The organism is Protofrankia sp. Cas4 (assembly GCF_963555915.1).
In the GTDB taxonomy this organism is placed as follows: domain Bacteria; phylum Actinomycetota; class Actinomycetes; order Frankiales; family Frankiaceae; genus Protofrankia.
This window is the reverse complement of the sequence record NZ_CAUVXL010000269.1, coordinates 1-18,008: the sequence shown is the minus strand read 5'-3', so window position 1 is coordinate 18,008 and position 18,008 is coordinate 1. Positions and strand designations below refer to the sequence as shown.

At 67.6% G+C, this 18,008-nt stretch carries 10 protein-coding genes; 6 read left to right on the top strand and 4 right to left on the bottom strand.

What is annotated here, in order from left to right:
- The first annotated feature begins 36 nt into the window (after nt 1–36).
- From U9979_RS24265 to U9979_RS24245, 5 genes are read left to right on the top strand one after another with little or no spacing between them, the layout of a single operon-like run.
- Nucleotides 37–3,630 (top strand): tubulin-like doman-containing protein, encoded by a 3,594-nt coding sequence (locus tag U9979_RS24265; RefSeq protein ID WP_322781107.1) that lies wholly within the window; start codon nt 37–39, stop codon nt 3,628–3,630.
- Nucleotides 3,627–6,434: a hypothetical protein gene (locus U9979_RS24260; RefSeq protein WP_322781106.1), complete on the top strand. Its 2,808-nt coding sequence runs from the start codon at nt 3,627–3,629 to the stop codon at nt 6,432–6,434. The genes U9979_RS24265 and U9979_RS24260 overlap by 4 nt, the downstream gene beginning before the upstream one ends.
- Nucleotides 6,431–7,606: a hypothetical protein gene (locus U9979_RS24255; RefSeq protein ID WP_322781105.1), complete on the top strand. Its 1,176-nt coding sequence runs from the start codon at nt 6,431–6,433 to the stop codon at nt 7,604–7,606. The genes U9979_RS24260 and U9979_RS24255 overlap by 4 nt, the downstream gene beginning before the upstream one ends.
- On the top strand, nt 7,603–8,835 hold the full coding sequence (locus tag U9979_RS24250) for a hypothetical protein (protein WP_322781104.1): 1,233 nt from the start codon (nt 7,603–7,605) through the stop codon (nt 8,833–8,835). Before U9979_RS24255 ends, U9979_RS24250 begins: the two co-directional genes overlap by 4 nt.
- Complete coding sequence (locus U9979_RS24245) at nt 8,835–12,368, top strand: hypothetical protein (RefSeq protein WP_322781103.1); 3,534 nt, start codon at nt 8,835–8,837, stop codon at nt 12,366–12,368. Before U9979_RS24250 ends, U9979_RS24245 begins: the two co-directional genes overlap by 1 nt.
- 134 nt (nt 12,369–12,502) lie before the next feature.
- Here U9979_RS24245 and U9979_RS24240 read toward each other — a convergent pair whose 3' ends face one another.
- Together U9979_RS24240 and U9979_RS24235 are read right to left on the bottom strand one after the other, a co-directional pair.
- Nucleotides 12,503–14,179: a PP2C family protein-serine/threonine phosphatase gene (locus U9979_RS24240; protein ID WP_322781102.1), complete on the bottom strand. Its 1,677-nt coding sequence runs from the start codon at nt 14,177–14,179 to the stop codon at nt 12,503–12,505.
- A 287-nt stretch (nt 14,180–14,466) separates the two neighbouring features.
- Complete coding sequence (locus U9979_RS24235; protein ID WP_322781101.1) at nt 14,467–15,711, bottom strand: XRE family transcriptional regulator; 1,245 nt, start codon at nt 15,709–15,711, stop codon at nt 14,467–14,469.
- Between the two features lie 269 nt (nt 15,712–15,980).
- Here U9979_RS24235 and U9979_RS24230 point away from each other — a divergent pair, with 269 nt between their 5' ends.
- Complete coding sequence (locus U9979_RS24230) at nt 15,981–16,148, top strand: hypothetical protein (RefSeq protein ID WP_322781100.1); 168 nt, start codon at nt 15,981–15,983, stop codon at nt 16,146–16,148.
- A 1,117-nt stretch (nt 16,149–17,265) separates the two neighbouring features.
- Here U9979_RS24230 and U9979_RS24225 read toward each other — a convergent pair.
- Both U9979_RS24225 and U9979_RS24220 read right to left on the bottom strand, forming a co-directional pair.
- The gene (locus tag U9979_RS24225) at nt 17,266–17,589 is read right to left on the bottom strand and encodes a type II toxin-antitoxin system PemK/MazF family toxin (RefSeq protein WP_322750142.1); all 324 of its coding nucleotides are present in this window, start codon (nt 17,587–17,589) and stop codon (nt 17,266–17,268) included.
- 88 nt (nt 17,590–17,677) lie between these two features.
- Entirely contained in the window at nt 17,678–17,989 is a 312-nt protein-coding gene (locus U9979_RS24220; protein ID WP_322781099.1) for a ribbon-helix-helix domain-containing protein, read from the bottom strand.
- Nucleotides 17,990–18,008 lie beyond the last annotated feature (19 nt).

The window sequence follows — 18,008 nt, the reverse complement described above, 5'->3', positions numbered from 1 at the left end:
TCGTAGGCGATCTGACAGGGAAGCGAGCGAGTCCGCATGAACATTTACCAGCCGATGATGTTCGTCGGTCTGGGGGGCACCGGATGCCTCATCGGCGCGGAGTTGGAACGCCGGCTCCGCACCGAGCTGTGCGGACCGGACGGCCGGGACCTGATCGGCCGGGTCCCCGGCCAGGGTTATCTGCCCTACCAGCTGCCGGCCTGCGTCCAGTTCGTGTATGCCGACCTGAACGAGAGCGAGCTCACCAAGTTGCGCGGCCGGGTGGTTCCGGGCGAGGAGCACGAAGCCGCGGTCGCGCACACCCAGCACATCACCCATGAACTCGTACCCCGGTTCGACACCTATCCACAGGTTGCGCTGAGCCTGCGTACCAACGCCCGAAAGTTCATCCGGGGATGGGTGCCGCCGCCCGCCGGGGAGCCACGGGTGGCGCCGCTGGTCCGCGGGGCCGGGCAGTTGCCCACGGTTGGGCGGGCCGCCCTGTTCGAGACGTTCCGCAACGGGTTGGAACCGGCTCAGCAGCCGATCGCGCGGGCGATCGGGATGATCGGTAACTCCGGTGACGAGTTGTCCCGGCTCGGCGGGCGGTTCGGGCAGACCTGTGACGTCTTCGTCGCGTTCTCGGTTGCCGGTGGCACTGGCGCCGGCATCTTCTACGACTATCTGTATCTGATCGGTGAGGCGTTCCAGCGGACGGACTACCGGGCGCAGATCTATCCGCTCGTGCTCATGCCGTCGGCGTTCGAGGAGGGGATGGGCGGTGGGCGCCGCGCCCGGCTCAACGCCGGCCGCGCCCTGCTGGACCTGTTCCGCCTGGTGGACGACCAGAACGGTTCCACCGCCGGCACGGAACTCACCGCCACCGGAACCACCGGAACGCTCGGGGTCCTCTACCCGGGCCAGGAGAAGGCGACCGCGCTGGCGCCCGCTACCATCCAGACCGCCTTCCTGTTCAGCGGCAGCTACGGTGTCCGCCGCGACGACCTGCACCGCTCGATCGTGTCGCTGATGCTGTCGCTGGTCGGGACGGGCAAGGTCGACGCCGCCGGTGCCGGCGCGGGTGACCGGCTCTACCAGTCGTTCGCGGACGACTTCATCAACCGGGGCGTGGAGCGGGAGGTCCCCGCGCCGTCCGGCATCGGCTTGCGGGGCGTGTCGACCAGTCTGGTGGCGTCGATGGACGTACCCGTGGACGATCTGGCCGACATCGTCGCCTCCCGGCTGCTGGCACGCGCGGTCGACATGCTCGGCGAGATCGCGCCCGGCAGCGGCGAGGACAACGAGCCGGCGATCGGGGAGTTCATGGCGGCGGCCAACCTCGAGCCGCTGCTGTCCAGCCGACCGCTGCCGTTCACCGAGGTTTCGGCCGCGCACGGGGCGCTGGAGATCACCGGGGCGCTCCACAGCCGGGCCCGCACGATGGAGGACAGCGTCGCCGCGCTCGAGGATCGGCTGCGGGCCGACGTGCCCGACATGGTCGCCGCATTCGACCCGACAAGGGCAGTTGACATCCTGCTCGGCCGGTTCGACCTGTTCCGGACCCGTCGGGTCCTGCTCGGCGACAACCGGCTTGACTACGACGAGCAGCGGGGCGGGGTGGCCCGACGGCTGGACGACTACCGGCGGGAACCGTTCGCCCCAACCGGTATCTCCTTCAACCCGCCGCAGCCGGCCGACATCCACGACCGCCGGCTGGGCCTGAGCAAAGTGCGCTGGGGCGACCCCTATGTGCAGGCGACGCTGGCGGCCCAGGACGCCTGGTTCACCTGGCGGGCACAGTCGGCGTGGAGCGCGGCGTGGGCCGGTCAGGCGACCCGCTGGGGTCGCGCGTTCGAACGGGTCCGCCAGCAGTTCGGCGCGGTCACCGCCGCATTCGACGATCATGCGCATAACGAGCCCGGGATGTTCGCCAAGCGAAGTGCCGAGCTGTACCGCAACCGGGTCGGGGTGACCTATCTGCTGCCCCCGGTCGACATGGAGACCTTCTACCGGACGGTGCTCGAGCGGTTCGTCCGCCGTGACCACGGCCGCAACACCGCGACCGAGGCGGACGTGGTCACGGCACTGCTCGGTGGCGAAGGCTGGCGTCCGGCCTGGGCCGCGGCGATCGACCGCAGCCCGACCGCGGCGGTGGCGATCGTCCGGGAGCGTCTCAAGCAGGAGGTCAAGCGGCTGTTCACGCAGGAGAGCGACGCCGGTGCGGACGCGCTGCTGCCGACGATGGCAAGTCTGCTCGCCGGTGCGGCACGACGCGAGGCTCTGATTGCTGTCAGTGATGAAGTTCGTCAGTTCCAGGCGAAGATCCACGGTCTGGTGCCGGCGAACTTCACCCCACAGGGATCGGGTGCGCTCAAAGTGCTCATCTCCTACCCGGCGGGCGGCGCCGACCCGACGATCGAACGGTTCCTGCGGGAACAGATCCGTCTTCCCCGGGAACCCGACATGGTGGTCGAGTTCCGGCCGATCCACGCCGAGTCGATCGCGGTGGTGCTGTTCCGGACGTCCATGAGCATCACCGAGGTCCCCGAGCTGCGGGAGATCCTGCACCACTGGTCCGACGCCCTGGTCGACGAGCAGCCGCACGATTTCCTGAAATGGCGCCAGCGGGTCGGTTACGACTACGGCTGGCTGGCCACCACCGAGGAGCACCGGGTCCGCATCCTGCATCATCTGCTGTGCGCGATGTGGAACGGCAACGTCCGTACCCGGGGTGGTGAGCGCGACTCGCCGGCGCAGGTGCGCGTTCAGCTCGCCGACGACGACGAGCACATGGTGTCGATGACCCTGTCGCTGGCGCCGTTCGAGCCGGCGTCGTCGTGGGGAAGCCTGCTGCGCGCGTACGAGGACTGGACACTCGCGGACGATGAGCAGATCAGGCGTGACTTCTGCGAGCAGCTGATGCGGACCCTGCCCGAGGGCCTGTCCGGTCGGACGAAGGAGCCGAGCGAACTGTTCCTGCGGATGATCACTCTCGCCGGGGAGCAGGCCGCTCTGCTCGACGACATGCGCCGAACCCTGCCATCGGGCAGTCGGGTCTGGGCGGGTCAGCTCTACGATTTCTGGACGAGGACCTTCGACGCGGCCATGGAAATGCAGTTCGAAAATGTCTCGCTGCGGGCCCGAACCAACCTCGCCGAGCTGTACGAGCTGGTTGTACGCCGGCCACGTGGCGCCGGCCCGGTGCCCGCACGCGCAGGGTCCGCCCGGCCGGAGTACGGCCGCACTGTGCCCGGCCCGGCGGAGGATTCTCGGGACGACCAGCGCTGGCAGGACGACGCCGATCAGGTGAAGGGGGGCTGGGACACCCCTCCCGATGGCGCCGGCGCGGGCGTCGGTGGTCGCCGCGGGCGTGGTCATCCTGACCCGGCACCCGACCGGGAATCCGGAAATGGCCGGAGCCGGAACGATTATCAGCCCGACAACAACCATGACGGCCGGCGGGCGATCGATCTCCACAAGGATGGCGGCGACGCGTCCGCACGCGGTGGAGCCGGAAGCCCAGGGGAGGACCGCGGGGCCGGTGAGCATCGCGTCGTCGACCACCGGTCGGATGGTTATCGGACAGACGATTATCAGGCTGATAACTATCCGATTGACGATTACCCAGCGGACGATGAGAGCTGGTCGTGACCGAGTCGACCCTGAGCAGAGCCGCGCCGACGGTCGTCGAAATTGATCTCCGTACCCGTTATACGGAGATCATGACGGTCGAACGGTTCTCCGACATTCAGCGGGCATTCGTGCGGGATCTGGGCATTGCGGAGAGCGATCCCGGACGGGTGCTGCTGATCGACGATTCTCGTCTGCTCGTCGAACATGCACCGGGTCTTGAACGGATCATCACCGCCCGATCGGTGAATCAGGTCGTCTGCCTGGTCGTCGGCCCGCCCAACGCCGAGCGCGGCGGCTCGGCCGGCGGCGGCGATCCTGCCGCCCAGGACGGTCGTGGCTATGCCGATCATGGCGATGATCCCGATCCCGATCCCGATCCCGGCTACGGCGACTTCGACGACGAGTTCGGCGGTCGTGGGTTCGGCGGTGGCGGGGCCAGCTCCGGCCGTCGCGACACCGCTGCGCACGCTGGGCGGTACGAGCGCCAGGCAGCCCGTCCGGGCCGGGGCGAGCCGGCCGCCGGCCGGGCATGGTCGGATGGTTCGAGCGGCAAGGCACCCACGGCCGACACGGCTTCCGCCCCTTCCGCCCCTACCGGCACGGACCGGGGCCGCTATGGGAGCCGTCCGGGGCGGGGAAGCGCTGGTGCTGCCACTGCGCCTGCCGGTGCTTCCCAGGCCGGTGGTTCTGGACCGCGGGCCGGTTCGCGTTCCGATCCGGCCCGGCTTGCGCTGGTCAAGCCCTTCGTCCTCCGAGCTCCGGTGGCCACGCTGTGGGTGAGCGACGCCCGGGGGGTCGGCTGGGGAATGGGGCAGACTCAGCCGCAGTCCCTGCCCGCACTTCTGGATGATGCCGACGACGCGCCGGCGTTCGCAGCGTTGCGGGACGCGCTGTGCCAGCACGAGGTGTTCGACGCGGTCGCCGAAAGGGTCGGTTCCATGGCGGATGCGACCGCCGCGCCCGGTCTGCGTGCGGTGGTCGGCCGGGTTGAGGACGGCGTGCTCTCCGACGCCCAGTTACGGGCGCTCGACCGGCTGCTCGCCCCGCACCCGGAGCCCGGCGAGGAGAGTGAGCCACCCCCGGCGCTCCTCACCGGACCGTTGCCGTTGCTGCTCGGGATGGTCGACCGGCGCGCAGACGCCGTGCTGCGGCCCGACGGCCTGATCAGTTCGTTGTTGCGGGAGTGCGCCGGCCGGATCGCGGATGCTGACGCCGCGGTGAAGGGCATGCGTGGCTGGCGGGTGCTGTTCAGCGGCCATCAGCCGGGGATGGTTGTCGGGTCCGCGATGCGACAGGCGGCGGCAGGGCTCGCCGAACTGCGGCATAACCTGCGGATCGAGTTCTTCGAGATTGACGGCAGCCGTGGGCTCGACCAGGCGCGGCGTAACCGGCTGGATGAACTGGGTGTGGTGACCCGGGGATCCACCGACCTCCTGCCCGGGGCCGTGGTCAACAGCCTGCGGGTTCTCACCGACAACGCTCTGGAGACGGGTCATTCGATCGTTGAGGCGTCCCAGTGGCTGTCCGGGATCGCACACCGGCTGTACCCGCGGGGAAGCCGGGAACATATCGACGAGCTGAACCAGATTTGTCCGGACAGCGTCCTCGACAACCTTGACAATCCGGGCCTGCTGCGGTTGAGCCTGGCCGCACCGCGGGTGCTCCTTGCGGTGGCTTTGTTCTGCTTCCTGGCGGCGCTGTGGTCGCCGCTCGATGGCGTCGCCGGAGCCGTCGTCAGCGTCGTTCCGGCGTTGACGATCGTTGTCGTGGCCGTCCTGGGTGCCTGGCTGTTGATGAACGCCCGCCAGGTCAGCCCGGACGAAGCCGGTGCGCTGGACCTCGTCCCGTTGGTGCTGGTCGCCCTGGCCGCAGCCGGTGGGGGTTGGTATCTGCAGTGGTCTGCCACGTTGAGTCTGTCCGCGTCGGTCCGGACGGCGCTTGCGGCATTCGGATTGCTCGGGCTGCTGTTGTGGCCACTGTGGGCATGGGTATCCGCGGTGAAACGTTGGCAGCCTCAGCTTGGCACTGCCGCTGTGGTGGTCGAGGAGCTCCGCACGTTGGTCTGCCGGGTGGCGCTGTACGAATGGGTGCTCGCCGACAGTCGGCGGGAGGCCCACGACATCACCAACGCACTGACCGGCGCGCTGCTCGACATGCAGACAAAGCTGACCGATCACGCCATGCTACTGCGCGACCATCCCATCGGGGACCAGCCGGGAGGGGTGCCCGGCATCGACGTCGAGGTCGCCACCCTGCTGCGTGACCAGCGAGGTGAGATTGCCAGAGTCGTCCAGGAGGATCTGATTGATCTGATCCAGACCGTGCTCCGGCGCTGCTGGAAGGATCTTGAAAGAGGCGCGCCGGACGCGCTGGCGAACTATGTGTCCACCGACTTCGGGCAGCTGCTGGAGGTCTACGCCGAACATTTGTCCCGTCGGGGTGTGCATGAGGCTCCGCCGTTCGCCCGCTCGGGCGAGCGGCGCGCGGTGCTCGTCGATGCGGTGTGGACCGAATCGCACCGGGTCGCCGAGGTGCTGCGGGCCACCAAGCTGGACGCGGGCATCCAGCAACTGTGCGGGCCGGAGGAGCTGAGCTATCTCGACGTCTCTCCGGACCGCGCGGATCTGATCCGTTTCGCGCCGCGGGCGGCCAAGGCGGTGTTCGGCCGCGGCCTCACCCGCCCGGGGCCGGTCGGTGGTCCTGAGATTCCACATCCCGGTGCCGATCTGGTCTGGACAGCCGGTGGCCAGGTCGCCGGCGTGCTGCGCCTGGTCCGGTTGCGTTCCGGTGTGGTCGAGACGCCAGTGGAGGGTCGGCTGTGACGCATCCCGATTGGAGGGCACCGGAGGCTTCGGACGGCCCACCGGAGGCATCGCCCGGCTCGGATGCCCCGTCCGGCTCGCCCGGCGGACGCCGGCCCGGCCGGGCCGAGTCGGCCGGGGCTGACGGCCGCGGCACCAACGGTTCGTCACCGGGTGGGTCCGGCGCCGCCGGTGGCTCGTACAAGGAGTCGCCGCAGGGCCGCGCCGACGCGCTGACTGAACTCAGCTACATCACGACCTACGGTGAGCGCGAACAGCTTCGAATCCGGGTCGGGGAATGGGAGGATGCCGGCCAGGACCGGCCGGGAGCCGCCCGCCCGCCTTCCCGATCCGCGCCGTACCGCCGGCGCAGGGTGACCAACCCGGACTCCAATCAGGACTTCGTCCAGAAGGTGCTGCCGAGCGATCAGGTGACCGCGGACAACTGCGATCTCATCGACAACGAGATTCAGATCGGCCTGCATCTGCTGCGAACGATCGGCGAGACCCGTTACCCGCCGGAGCTGTCGAGGCTGGTCGGCTATGACGCGGACGCCGAGGAGCCGTTCATCCTGCTCGACGAGCGCGGCGCGCCCGCCGGCCGGTTCAGCAGGAAGATGTCGGCGACGAAGTACGAAGGCTTTCAGGTCAGTCTGTTCCGGGCACTGAGCATTCTGGAGGCCGTCAAGGTCGTGCACCGCAACCTCACTCCGGGGACGGTCCGCTGGAACGACCCGCGGGTGCAGATCACTGACTTCCAGCACGCCCGGCTGACCGGTGAGCCGGCCGGCGCCGCTCCGTCACCTCGCTGGGCCGCGCCCGAGGCGCGCCACGGCGGCGTCCCCGCGGATCCGGCCGCGGACCTCTGGAGTACCGGATTGGTGATCGTCCAGGTGGTCGGGGGACCGCTCCCGTCCGGGATGACCGGACCGCCTGATCTACGTGCCGTCGGTGGCGGCCTGGACCGGACCCTGCAGGGCATCTTCGAACCCACCCCTGCGGGCCGACCGCTGATCGAGCTGTTCATGCGGGATCTCCGCGCTGAGCGGGACTTCGTGCCCGTCGACGCCTACCCTGAACCGGTCACGGCCGATCCCCGTTTTCTGGAAGGACGCCGGCGGTTCGCCGAACTGTCCAGGAGTAAGAGCCGGACCGCCCAGACCTTCGACCCTTATTCTGGTGACCACTCATGACCACCGATGACGGCGGGTTCCGCTCCCCCAGACGTACGGTTCGCTGCCCGATCTGCCTGAACGAGTTCGTCTGGGATGACGTGCGCCAGCTGTATGAGCGGGTCGACACCCCAGTGGCCGCGGAGCGGTACCGTCCACTGGAGATCCCGGCGACCACGTCGGCCATCAAGCGCCGGGATCGCGAGCTCGACGCGTGGAAACGCTGCCCGGACAATGACGGTGAGCTCACAGCCAACGACGGTTCCAAGATCGATCATTATCTCCCGGCGGCCTACGCGAAGTACGGCCGCCCGCTGGTCATCGGCTTTGTCGGTTTTGCGGAGAGCGGCAAGTCCCACCTGCTCGCCTCGATGGTCGGTGAGATCGAGTACGGCCGGCTGGAGGCGCTGGGTCTGGGGGTAGACCCGGTGGACGCGGGCGTCCACGAGAACTATCTCAGCGATTTCGTCGACCCGTTGTTCAACGACGGGGAGGCGATTCAGAGCGACGTGAGCGGCGAGTCGGCGAGTGGCGCCGAGTTCAAGGACGCGTTTCTGCTCTCCAACCCCGACCTGGGCGTGACCCGTGCGGTGACGTTCTTCGACATCTCGGGGGAGATTCTTGCGGAGAAAAGCCCCTACACGCAGTTCATCCTGGCAATGGATGCGCTGATTTTTGTAGTCGATCCGTATGTCGCGATCAAGGATCCGGCCGACGGCTCAACCGAAGGGAACCGGCCGCTGCGGCGCGACCGGGCGTTCGCCACTGTTCTGCATCGCTTCCGTGACCAGGAGGGCGCGCGGGAAAAGCCGGTCGCCATCGCAATCACCAAATGTGATCGCTGGCGGTTCGAACAGCCGGTCTCGTCCTGGCTGCGCAGGGACGGCCTGAGCTCATACCGGTCGGCCCGGCAGCCCGACCTGGCCACGATCTGGGAGGAGAGCGCCGACGCCTTCTCCTTCCTCCACCAGAACCACGCACAGGCGTGGCTGCGACCTTATTCGGTATTCTCCAGGGCGACCCTGCATTTCGTCTCGGCGACCGGTTCGGAGGCCGTCGAGCTGCAGTCGCCCCGGAAGGGTGACCCGAACGCACCCGCTGTCGGCGTCAGGAGATACTCCCGGGGGGTCCGACCCAAGCGGGTGCTCGATCCGCTGGCGGCGATCCTGGCCATGAGTGGGATGCTGGGTGACGAGGCCCGTGCCGTCGGTGGCGATTTTGAGCGGCCGGGACAGGGCGGAGCCCGGTGATGTCCGGATCGAATGTATCCGATCCGGACATGCCAGACTCCATTGCTGTCGACTATCTGGTCTACCGGTACGACCCGCCGAGGCGTGGTGGCGGTCTTTCCGGTTTTACTCCGGCGGAATCCAACCTGCCACCGCCCGAACGCGAGTGGTGGCACAAATCCTACCGCCACTGGTGGGAACCGAGGGGTACCGACATCAGGTGGGGGCCGAGCGTCTGCTATCTGATCGCTCAGGATCTGAACGGCAGAGACCGGGCAATACTTTGTTACCGTACCGCCGGCAGTAGCGTGGCACGAAAGGGTACCGTCAGTTTCCTGCTGATCGGTTCGCCGGACGAGCTCACGGCCGCTGTAGCCCTGGCGCTGGCCGACTGGAGCTGGGCCGCGGGCACGCCTTTCGACCCGGCGACCAAGCCTAATCAGCATTGGTACGTGACCGCAGGTGCCCAGCAGCGGGTGCAGGTGCCGTCTAAAACCACCCCCTATGTTGTTCCGGCGGCTGGCGACGACGACTACGAAAGCCTTCTGGAGCGGATCGTCGTCGATTTCCTGGAAAAGTCTGACAGTGCTCAACGTGCCCATCACCTACTTGTACCGGGAGTCGGGCCGGGTAAGGCGGTCCAGCTGCTGAAGAATGTGCTGGCGGCACTGGACAACGATCGCTGCGACACCCTCGTCAGGCGTTTTTCCTTTTCGGCTTCGCAGAAAGACAACATACCCGCAGATACGGCGCCACGGGTGGTGTTCGCGACTCAGAAGTTCACCTGGCAGGGTGGGGCTCTGACCATCCTCGACGGCCGGCCTCCGCATCCGCATCCGGTGTACACCGACGCAGCTCGCCGTCTTGTGGAGGTTTCCCGCCGAGCTGATCGCCATGTATTCGATGATATAGTGGGGAAACCGTTCAACTCGGATGATCCCTTCGGGTGGTGCGAGTGGCTGATCGGAAATTCCGGACTACTGGAATGGCTTGGCTTGCCCGAAGGGCCTTCCGTCCCGCGTCCCGCCACGCTCCCCGCCCTGCCGCCGGCCCCGACCGAAATGCCGGCTGGCGTGGACGCAACCCCGCCTCCGGTCCCGTCCCCGGCCGGAATACCCGCAGGCTCGGGGCAGATCCCGCCTCCCCCGCCTATCAGGGAGCATGTAATCGGCGTGTACAGAAAGGGCATCCACCGGGCCCGGCAGGCGGATACCGTGATCGCGGTCGTCAACATTCTTGTTGACATGATCCGCGATATGGTCTGGTTGACGGAGAGGAATGTAGTCGGACTGCGGGCGGTCAGCCAGTTAAAATCCGCTCCTGATCAGGATTTCGTTCTCTCGCGATTCGATCTTCCTCGCCGTCCCGACGGCGTCGATGCACGACTGTCGAAACGTGTTCTGCAGGTGGTTGACAGAACGTTTGTCACGATATTCAACGGACGGTCCGATGTCATCCGCGAGCTGCTCGGAGCGGTGAATGCCGCTGCGGTTGCCACTGATTCAAGCTACTCGCGGCCGCCCGCTGAGGCGCCAGAGCTGAGCGCAGTGATTGACGACCGTCACGATTATCTGACGCGCCGGGATGGGGACTCGAAACGCGCCGCGGCCGCGCAAGCGCGCGAAGAGGTGCGTTGGCTGTGTGAGCGCCGAATTCTGGAGACATTGGGGCAGATTAGCCAGAAAGAACCAAGCTCTTCCGATGTAATCGGCTTTCTTGTCGAGCTGATCCGGGTCGGTGGTGGGCTGACCGAGCAGCATGTCGAGACCTTGCGCTGGATATCTTTTCACTGTGTCCGCGACAGCCCACCGCAGATATCCGGCGATGTCGCGGGGGATCTGGAAGCGTGCGACATTCTCCTTGGCCAGGTCGGGCGACATCGTATCAGAAATGTTTTCGATCAGCAGAGTCGTGCGCTTGAGAATCGTGCGTTTGAGGATGCGCTTCGAACCGAGTGTGGCAGGCGGGTCCAATACGGTCGGGAAATTGTTCAAAGGGTAATTTCTGATGTCACGGTCGTGGGTCTGCATGACCGGGTTGTCATCGACCGCCTGATCGCGGGGATTCGCAGCCTGGCTGGCGAGCCGATCGATCCGGAGATCTCGCAGGAACTCGAGGAGCTGCGCGGAAAAGCGGACCAGGCGTTCGAGCGCGGGCGTGCTGCGGTTACGGACCGCCCAACGGAATATCTGCCTGCGGTAATGCCACCCCGCTCGGATGATCCTGGAAGCGCCGGTGCCGGGGCGGGGCCAACCACGCCCGGGATGGGATCCCCTGATCGGCCGCCGCCCAGTCAGCCGCAAAACGTTTCTGACAGGGAACCCGGATCGGCCGCGAGGCGGACATGGAACAGCAACCATGGAGAGGACGCCCACAACAATCGAAAACAAGGCGCCGGGGTTTCCGCGACCGATGTGACGCCTTCTGGTCGACGCCGGAGGGTGGATTTTTCGAATCCGCTCCATGTCATCGTTATTGCTGTTATTATACTTGTTGTCATCGTGTTTATTATATTTTTGACGGTGGGCCGGAGTGGCGGAGGAGCCGGTATTCCGGTAAGAGGGTTCGATGGCAGCAGCTTCAAGAAGGTTGTCTTCAATGATGGGGCGTGGCAAGCGTCGGATGTTCCGGCCGTCTTCGCTGACGCGGCGGTGCACGTGGCGAGCGCCGATCCGTCACGAGACGAGATCGAGTTGACCATCTCCAAAAAATGGCAGGACCGGGCGGTCAAAGTTCTGGAGGAAGCCGGGCGCGACGGAGCGGTTGTTGTGATCGATCCGGGAGGCGGTGGGGTGCGGGCGGTCGCCACCCGCGGTCAGGCCGCTGACAATGCGAATCTCGCCACCGGCGTGTCGGCGAACCCTGGCGAGATCGTTGCACTCCTCAGCGCCGCCGCCATGGACAAGAACGGACTCGTCGGACTTCGTGCGGACGCGACCGAAGCGTTGGGCTGCAAGGATTTTTCGACGATAGTCAAAAATTCCTGCACGGGAAGTTTCAAGGCGTTACAGGCTCAGCTCGGTGCGGGTTTTCTGCCACGGGCACAGGCAATCGCCTGTGATCTGGGGTTCGACGGAATCGACCATCCGGTGAGCGGCGTGCACATCGCGGCGTCATCGGTACTACCGGGAGAGAGCTGCGAGGGTAACCAGGCGGTTGCTGCTGATGCTCCGATCCGGGTCACGCCCTTTCAGATGGCGGTGGCGGTGTCCGCGTTGGCCGCTGGGAGCAGTGGTATGCCAGCGCCATGCCCTCATTTCCTCGAAGCTTTTACGGACAACTGTGCGATCCGGATCGGCGACGTAACGTTGGCCGTTGATGTAGTACAGGAGATACGAGACGCGATGGCGGCAGGCAACCCCGGTATCGCGCTGATGACCAGTTGGTCTGCCGGCGACTCCGGCTTTACCGGATGGGCGGTCGGCTTCGCGCCCGCCCAGAATCCGACGGTTGCGGTCGCCGTGTACATCGAAGACAGGTCCGGGACGGACGCGACCCCGGTTCTGCAGGCCGCGACCGGAGCCGCAAAGACGCTTCTGGACAAGGCCGGCTGAGAAACCGTCGCTCGTTCCCCCACATTGTCCCGTGAGCACGTCACGTTGTGGACACGTGTTCACGGGACAACAGCCGTAGGGGTCGGCGGGTAGCCGGGTAGGCCCGGGTGGCTGTGCGGGTGCGGGTGGAGGGCTTAACGGGGGGTGGCGTCGGTGACCAGGTCGCCGACGACGATGGTGGTGTCGTCGCGGGCACCGGCCATCATGGCGGCGTCCACGAGCGCGTCCGCGGCCTGTTCGGGGCTCATGGTGCCGAGCTCCATCAACAGGCCGTCCAGTTGCTCGGGTTTCATGACCTTGGTGATGCCGTCGCTGGCGAGGACCACCCGATCCCCGGCCCGCACCGGCTCCTCCAGCAGGTCCAGCTCGACCTCTTCGTTGAGCCCGATCGCGTTCAACAGCGGCCCGTTCTTGATGGCGTGCGGGGTGGTGAGCTGGCGGGGCCGGCCGCGCCCGGGCTGTAGCCAGACGGTGCTGTCCCCGACGTGCGCCACGAAGAGGGTTTCGCCCGTGTCATGCTGCCGGCCGAGGACGACCACGTCCAGCGTGCAGGCCATCCCGTGCCAGGACGGCTCCTGCAACGGCTTCTCCCGGACGGTCCGGTTGGCCCGGTCGAGGGCACCCCGCAGGCCGTCGCGGGGGTCGGCGGCGTACTGCGGGCGGAAGCTCGCCACGGTCGTCACCGCCAGGGTGGACGCGATCTGGCCGGCCGCTTCGCCACCGACTCCGTCGGCCACCGCGAGCAGGCCGTCGAGGACGACGAAGGCATCCTCATTGGGACCGCCACGCTTGCCCCGGCGGGTCCGCCCGGCGGCGGCCAACCGCAGCGCCGGCGAGGTGGAGACGTCCGGTTCGTCCGCGACCAGCGGCACGGTCGGGACCGGCGCAACCATCGCGGGTACCGGGGGAATCGTCTGATCCGACGCCATCGTTGCGGCGGGATCGTCCCACGGGTCACCACCACCCCCGTGACCGCCGACACCGCCGGTGCCGCGGTTGTCCGGGTAGGTGCCGCTCCTGCGGGTAGCCGCCGCCTCGTCGAACCCGAAGCCATCCCGGCTGGCGGGCGCGCCGTGTGCCACCGTGCCAGCGTACGGGTCGCTGCCACCGAAATCGCCCTCGCGAGGCCGGTCACGGCCTGATGTCGCGGATGGGGGCGGGCTGACCGGTGGGGGCGTCCACCCCGTCGCGTTTCTTTCCCGGGTCTGTCCGGCGGCGGGCACCGCCGGGTTGACCGAGTTTGCCGCGTTGGTCGACGTTGCCGCGTTCACCGACGTTGTCGCCGCTCCGAGATCCCGATGCCCGGCGCCGTGCGTGGACGGTGTCGACCAGACGTCGGGCTGCTTGCCGCCGGGTACCGTCGCGAAAGCGGTCGTCGGCGGTTCGCCGGCCGGCGGCGGTATGGGCGCGGTGGGGATCGCCGCGGTCCTGGAAAAGGCCGGTGGGTCCACGTTGCCGGGATTGCCGGGATTGCCGGGGTTGCCGGGGTTGCCGGGGCGGGCAGACCTGCTGGAGCCGGCGGAGCTCACGGAACCATCCTGTCCCCTCGGTGCGGCTGATCCCGAGGCGCGGGTGGCACCACCGGCCGGGCGCGCGGGGGCACGCCGCAGCGGCGCGAGGATCGTCCCGATGATCCCCGACCGTCGCCGCCGGCGTTGTCCCGACCGTGTGTTCCCGGTGGGTGTCGATGGACGTGGCGGATGCGTCGGCCCTGGGCCGAATCCCGAGGCGCGGCTGGAGACGACGACGAAGAGAATCGCGCCGATCAGCAGCACCACGATCAATGTGATGGGTACCACCGAACTGTCCATGGCCTCCGTCCCCCACGTGTGGGTATTCCGATCACGCTAGCGGACGTCCGCGCTGACGTCCCCCGTACCCACTCAATGGCATCAATGCAGATCGGCCGACGGATGTGTCGCGACATCGACACAAGTGACCAACAGGGCTTGACCAGCGCTGACAGGCAGTATCTGAGATGCGTCGGATATGTGTCAGGCTGCCGCGCCATTGCTGCCGAGGTGGACCCGCGGGGGCGGAGGTCGCCGGTGGTCCGTGGGTGGCCTCGGTGCCCGGTCAGACCCCGACCGGGCACCGGTCAGACCCCGACCGGTGCCCGGTCGCCGGAGCGCAGGGCGGTGCGGGCGTGTTCGGCGAGGGCGGCGGCACCGGGATGCCCGGCGATCTCGATCGCGCCGCAGAGGGTCAGGACATCGACCCTCGCATTCTCCGACGCGACGCAACCGGCAAGGTCGATTGCCTGGTAGCCGAGGTCGACTGCGCGCTCCACCTCGCCGGCGTCGACCTGGGCCACACCGAGCCAGACCCGGTGATGAATCAGCTCCCGTGGGTACTCGCAGGCGTCGAGCTCGTCGACGGACCGCCTCAGGTGCCCGATGGCGGCGGCGGCGTCGCCAATGCACAACAGGGCCTTGCCGGCGTAGTACTCGATGGTCGGTCGAGAACACCAGTACACGTAGTCCGGATCCTCGCCGGGTTCGGCCTGATCGATCTGGGTGAACGCCTCGGCGATCTCGGCCCGCACGGCTCGGCTGTCGCCGACCTGAGCATGGGCGATGGCCAGCGAGCCGGCGAGCACCGCCTTCTCGGTCGCCGTGAGGGCGTCCCCGGCGCCCGCGCGGGCCGCGCGCAGCATGGTGACCGCGTCGGCCGGGTCGCCGTAGCGCACCGCCTGCTCCGCCATGCAACGCAGGATGTTGGCGCCGATGGCCCGGTCACCGGCCTCGTGGGCGGTGCGCAGCGCCACCAGCCAGAACTGTTGGGCGATCTGGTGACGGCCGCTGTCGAACGCGGCCCAGCCCGCCAGCCGGGCGAGTTCCGCGGCGACGGCGTAGAGCCGCGCGCGCTGGTCCTGGCTGTATGCACCGGTGCGCAGCAGCCGGACGATCACCCGCAGCTCGGACACCGCGAGCCCGTGCACATCCTCCCCGCCCAGAACGTCGTCCATCCGCCGCAGGGCGTCGACGCGGTCGGCGAATCCGGCGACCAGGGCGTCGTTGACGTGCCTGCCGTTGAGTACCGCGACGGGCCGGGCGGGAGCCGCGACGAGCCAGGAGTGGACGACCGCGCCGAGCGTCGCGCTGGTGAAGGTCAGGACGGCGGGCCGCTGGACCCGGCTGGTCACCTCTTCCAGCGCGGCACCGAGCCCGTCGGGCGCCCACAGGCGCGCCAGCGTCCACGGCGGGGTGTCGGCGGTCAGTGTGGTTCCGTTGTGAACGAAACCGCTGCCGACGGCGGTGGCTGCCGTGCCACGGCGGGAACGGCGGGCCCCGAGCTCTCGACTCGTTCGTGACCGCCCGAGCAGACTGCTGGGTTCTCTCACGCCCGGCCTCCTCAAAATGGCCAGTCAGGAAATAGTCGTCGGCACCGCGGCCATAGTCGTTGGCCTTGTTGTGATCACCGGTAGGTGCCCGAGGTATTTCATGATAAACAACAAAACCACGCCGACGACCGCCGCAGGTGCAGCGTACGTCAGGCCCGCGGGCGGAACAAGTAGCGCAAGATTGCCACGGTGGTGTTGTTATATCCCAAACTGCGCAAGAAACCCAACGGTCGACCGGGTGTTGAGATTCAAAAGGTCGATGGTTGTGGTTGTTCAACCTCGCTGGCTCGCTGGCTCGCTGGCTCGCTGGCCCGATGCGGCTCGGGCGGTGGCTGCGACGGCGTGCGGTGGCTGCGACGGCAGTGGTCGCGGTTCCGGTTGCCATCGCAGCTGCGCTCACGGGCCGGGCCGGCACGCCGGGAATCATCCTCGGATGACCATTTAGAGCGCCCGGCAATTGGGGACGCGGCGTCGCAGGGCTGGGGCACGCACCTCCCTTCGTTGTCGTCGGTCGGCACCCAACACCTCCGGTGACTCCCTCCTCCGCCTCGCGATCTACGTACTCCAGCCCTGCTCCTTGATCCACGCCTCTATTGTCGGGCGCTCTTAGCCCGATCATTCGGGACCGTCCCGAAGGCGGACCGCATTCGGTGATCCAACCTGGTGATCCAAGCCGGCAGCTCCTCTGGGTGATCTCATCCGTTGATGACCGATCGGGGTTGATGATCGGATGGGGACGGTGGTCGAGGCACGCATCCCGATGCGTGCGGGGCTTTTCTGGCCACAAACCGCGTTGGGAAACTTTCGGCGCGCAATGCCGGACATCCCGGATGGGGGGAGCTGGCCCATGCGATTATGGATCTTCTCGGGCGTCCGAGGGCCCGAGGGCCGCGGGGAGAGGCTCCCGACCCTCCGTCCAGAGCCGGGAACCTCTCTCTAGCTCTGACGCTCGGCGACCCCGTGGGGTTGGCGCCAAAGTCGCACCACCGGAAATCAGGGTTCCTGTTGGATCCGGGGTTCCTGCCGGATTGGCGAAGCCGATCTGCCAGGTCCCGGAGCCGATCTGCGCGGTCCGTCCGGAGATGCCGGACTCCAGCCGCCGGACTCCAGCTGACCAGTGTGTCGCTGGATCGGGCTTAGCGGTCGGCCACCCAGCATCACGGGCCTGCCCGCCCTGCCTGGGCTGGGTTCCACGCCGCGGCAGGCTGCGATCCGTCCGGCGAGCCAACGCCGCGCACCCTATTGCCGGGCGTGGAGTAGATCTGTTCCGGTCAACGACCCGGCCGACTCTCAACGATGTGAATGTGATGCTTCTCCAGCAACATCAGATTCACATCGTTGAGAGCGCCTGGCAACAGGGGCGTGGATCAAGGAGCGGGGTTGGGGTACGTAGATCACGAGGTGCGAGGGAAGCACCGGAGGTGTTGGGTGTCGACCGACGGAGCCGGGGTACCCGTGCATCGCGCAGCGATGGATGGGGAGCGATGAGGCGAGGTGCGTGCCCCAGCCCCGCGACGCCGCGTCCCCTATTGCCGGGCACTCTGAATTCCAAGCTCAGACGTCGACCGCGAGCCTGACCGCCGCCGAGAGCCGCCGCAGCAGGGCCGGCCCGAGCATCCCGATCTCGGTGACAAGTAGGTCGGACGGGATCGTCGTGATGTTGTCGCAGCTGGCGACGCTGTCGACCTTGAGGCCCTCGTCGGGGCCGACCGGGACCTCGCTCGGGATGCCGCGGATCGTGCGGGTCACGGGGACGACGGTGACGTTCGTCAGGTACGGCAGTGCGGCGTCACGAGTGATGATGACGACCGGTCGCACACCGGTGGGTGGCGGCAGTCGGGCGACCCAGAGGGCGCCGCGGCGCAGGGGTGGCTTCACCTGGTCCGTTCCGGATCATCGCATTGAGCATAATGGTGTAGCGCGTACGGAGATTCCGGGTGATTATGTCCCAGGGGCGGCCGAGGGATCAGAGCGTCTCTGCCAGGCCCAGGTCGGTTGTCAGGCCCAGGTCGGCGAGATCGTAGCCGCCGTCCTCGCCGAGGATGATCGGTACCAGGTTCGCGGCGGTGAAGGAGAGGGCTCGCTCGTCGGACGTTCGTGGCTGCTGACAGTACCCGCGCGCGTACGCCTCGGCGATCATGCGGTCTTCCTCCACACGGCGTTGCGTATGGAGGGCCGCGCGGACGGCCTCGGCGCGTGAGTGATAGCGCCCTGACGACACCATCGTGTCGAGCGCGGCTACCTCGGCTTCGTCCAGCCGGACTGCGATTTGTGGCATGCAATCAGAATATCTCGTC

Bases quoted from the DNA above. Each gene is read 5' to 3' on its own strand.
- U9979_RS24250 (WP_322781104.1), top strand. From the start codon at position 7,603: ATGACCACCGATGACGGCGGGTTCCGCTCCCCCAGACGTACGGTTCGC.
- U9979_RS24240 (WP_322781102.1), bottom strand. From the start codon at position 14,179: ATGGACAGTTCGGTGGTACCCATCACATTGATCGTGGTGCTGCTGATC.
- U9979_RS24265 (WP_322781107.1), top strand. From the start codon at position 37: ATGAACATTTACCAGCCGATGATGTTCGTCGGTCTGGGGGGCACCGGA.
- U9979_RS24220 (WP_322781099.1), bottom strand. From the start codon at position 17,989: ATGCCACAAATCGCAGTCCGGCTGGACGAAGCCGAGGTAGCCGCGCTC.
- U9979_RS24245 (WP_322781103.1), top strand. From the start codon at position 8,835: ATGTCCGGATCGAATGTATCCGATCCGGACATGCCAGACTCCATTGCT.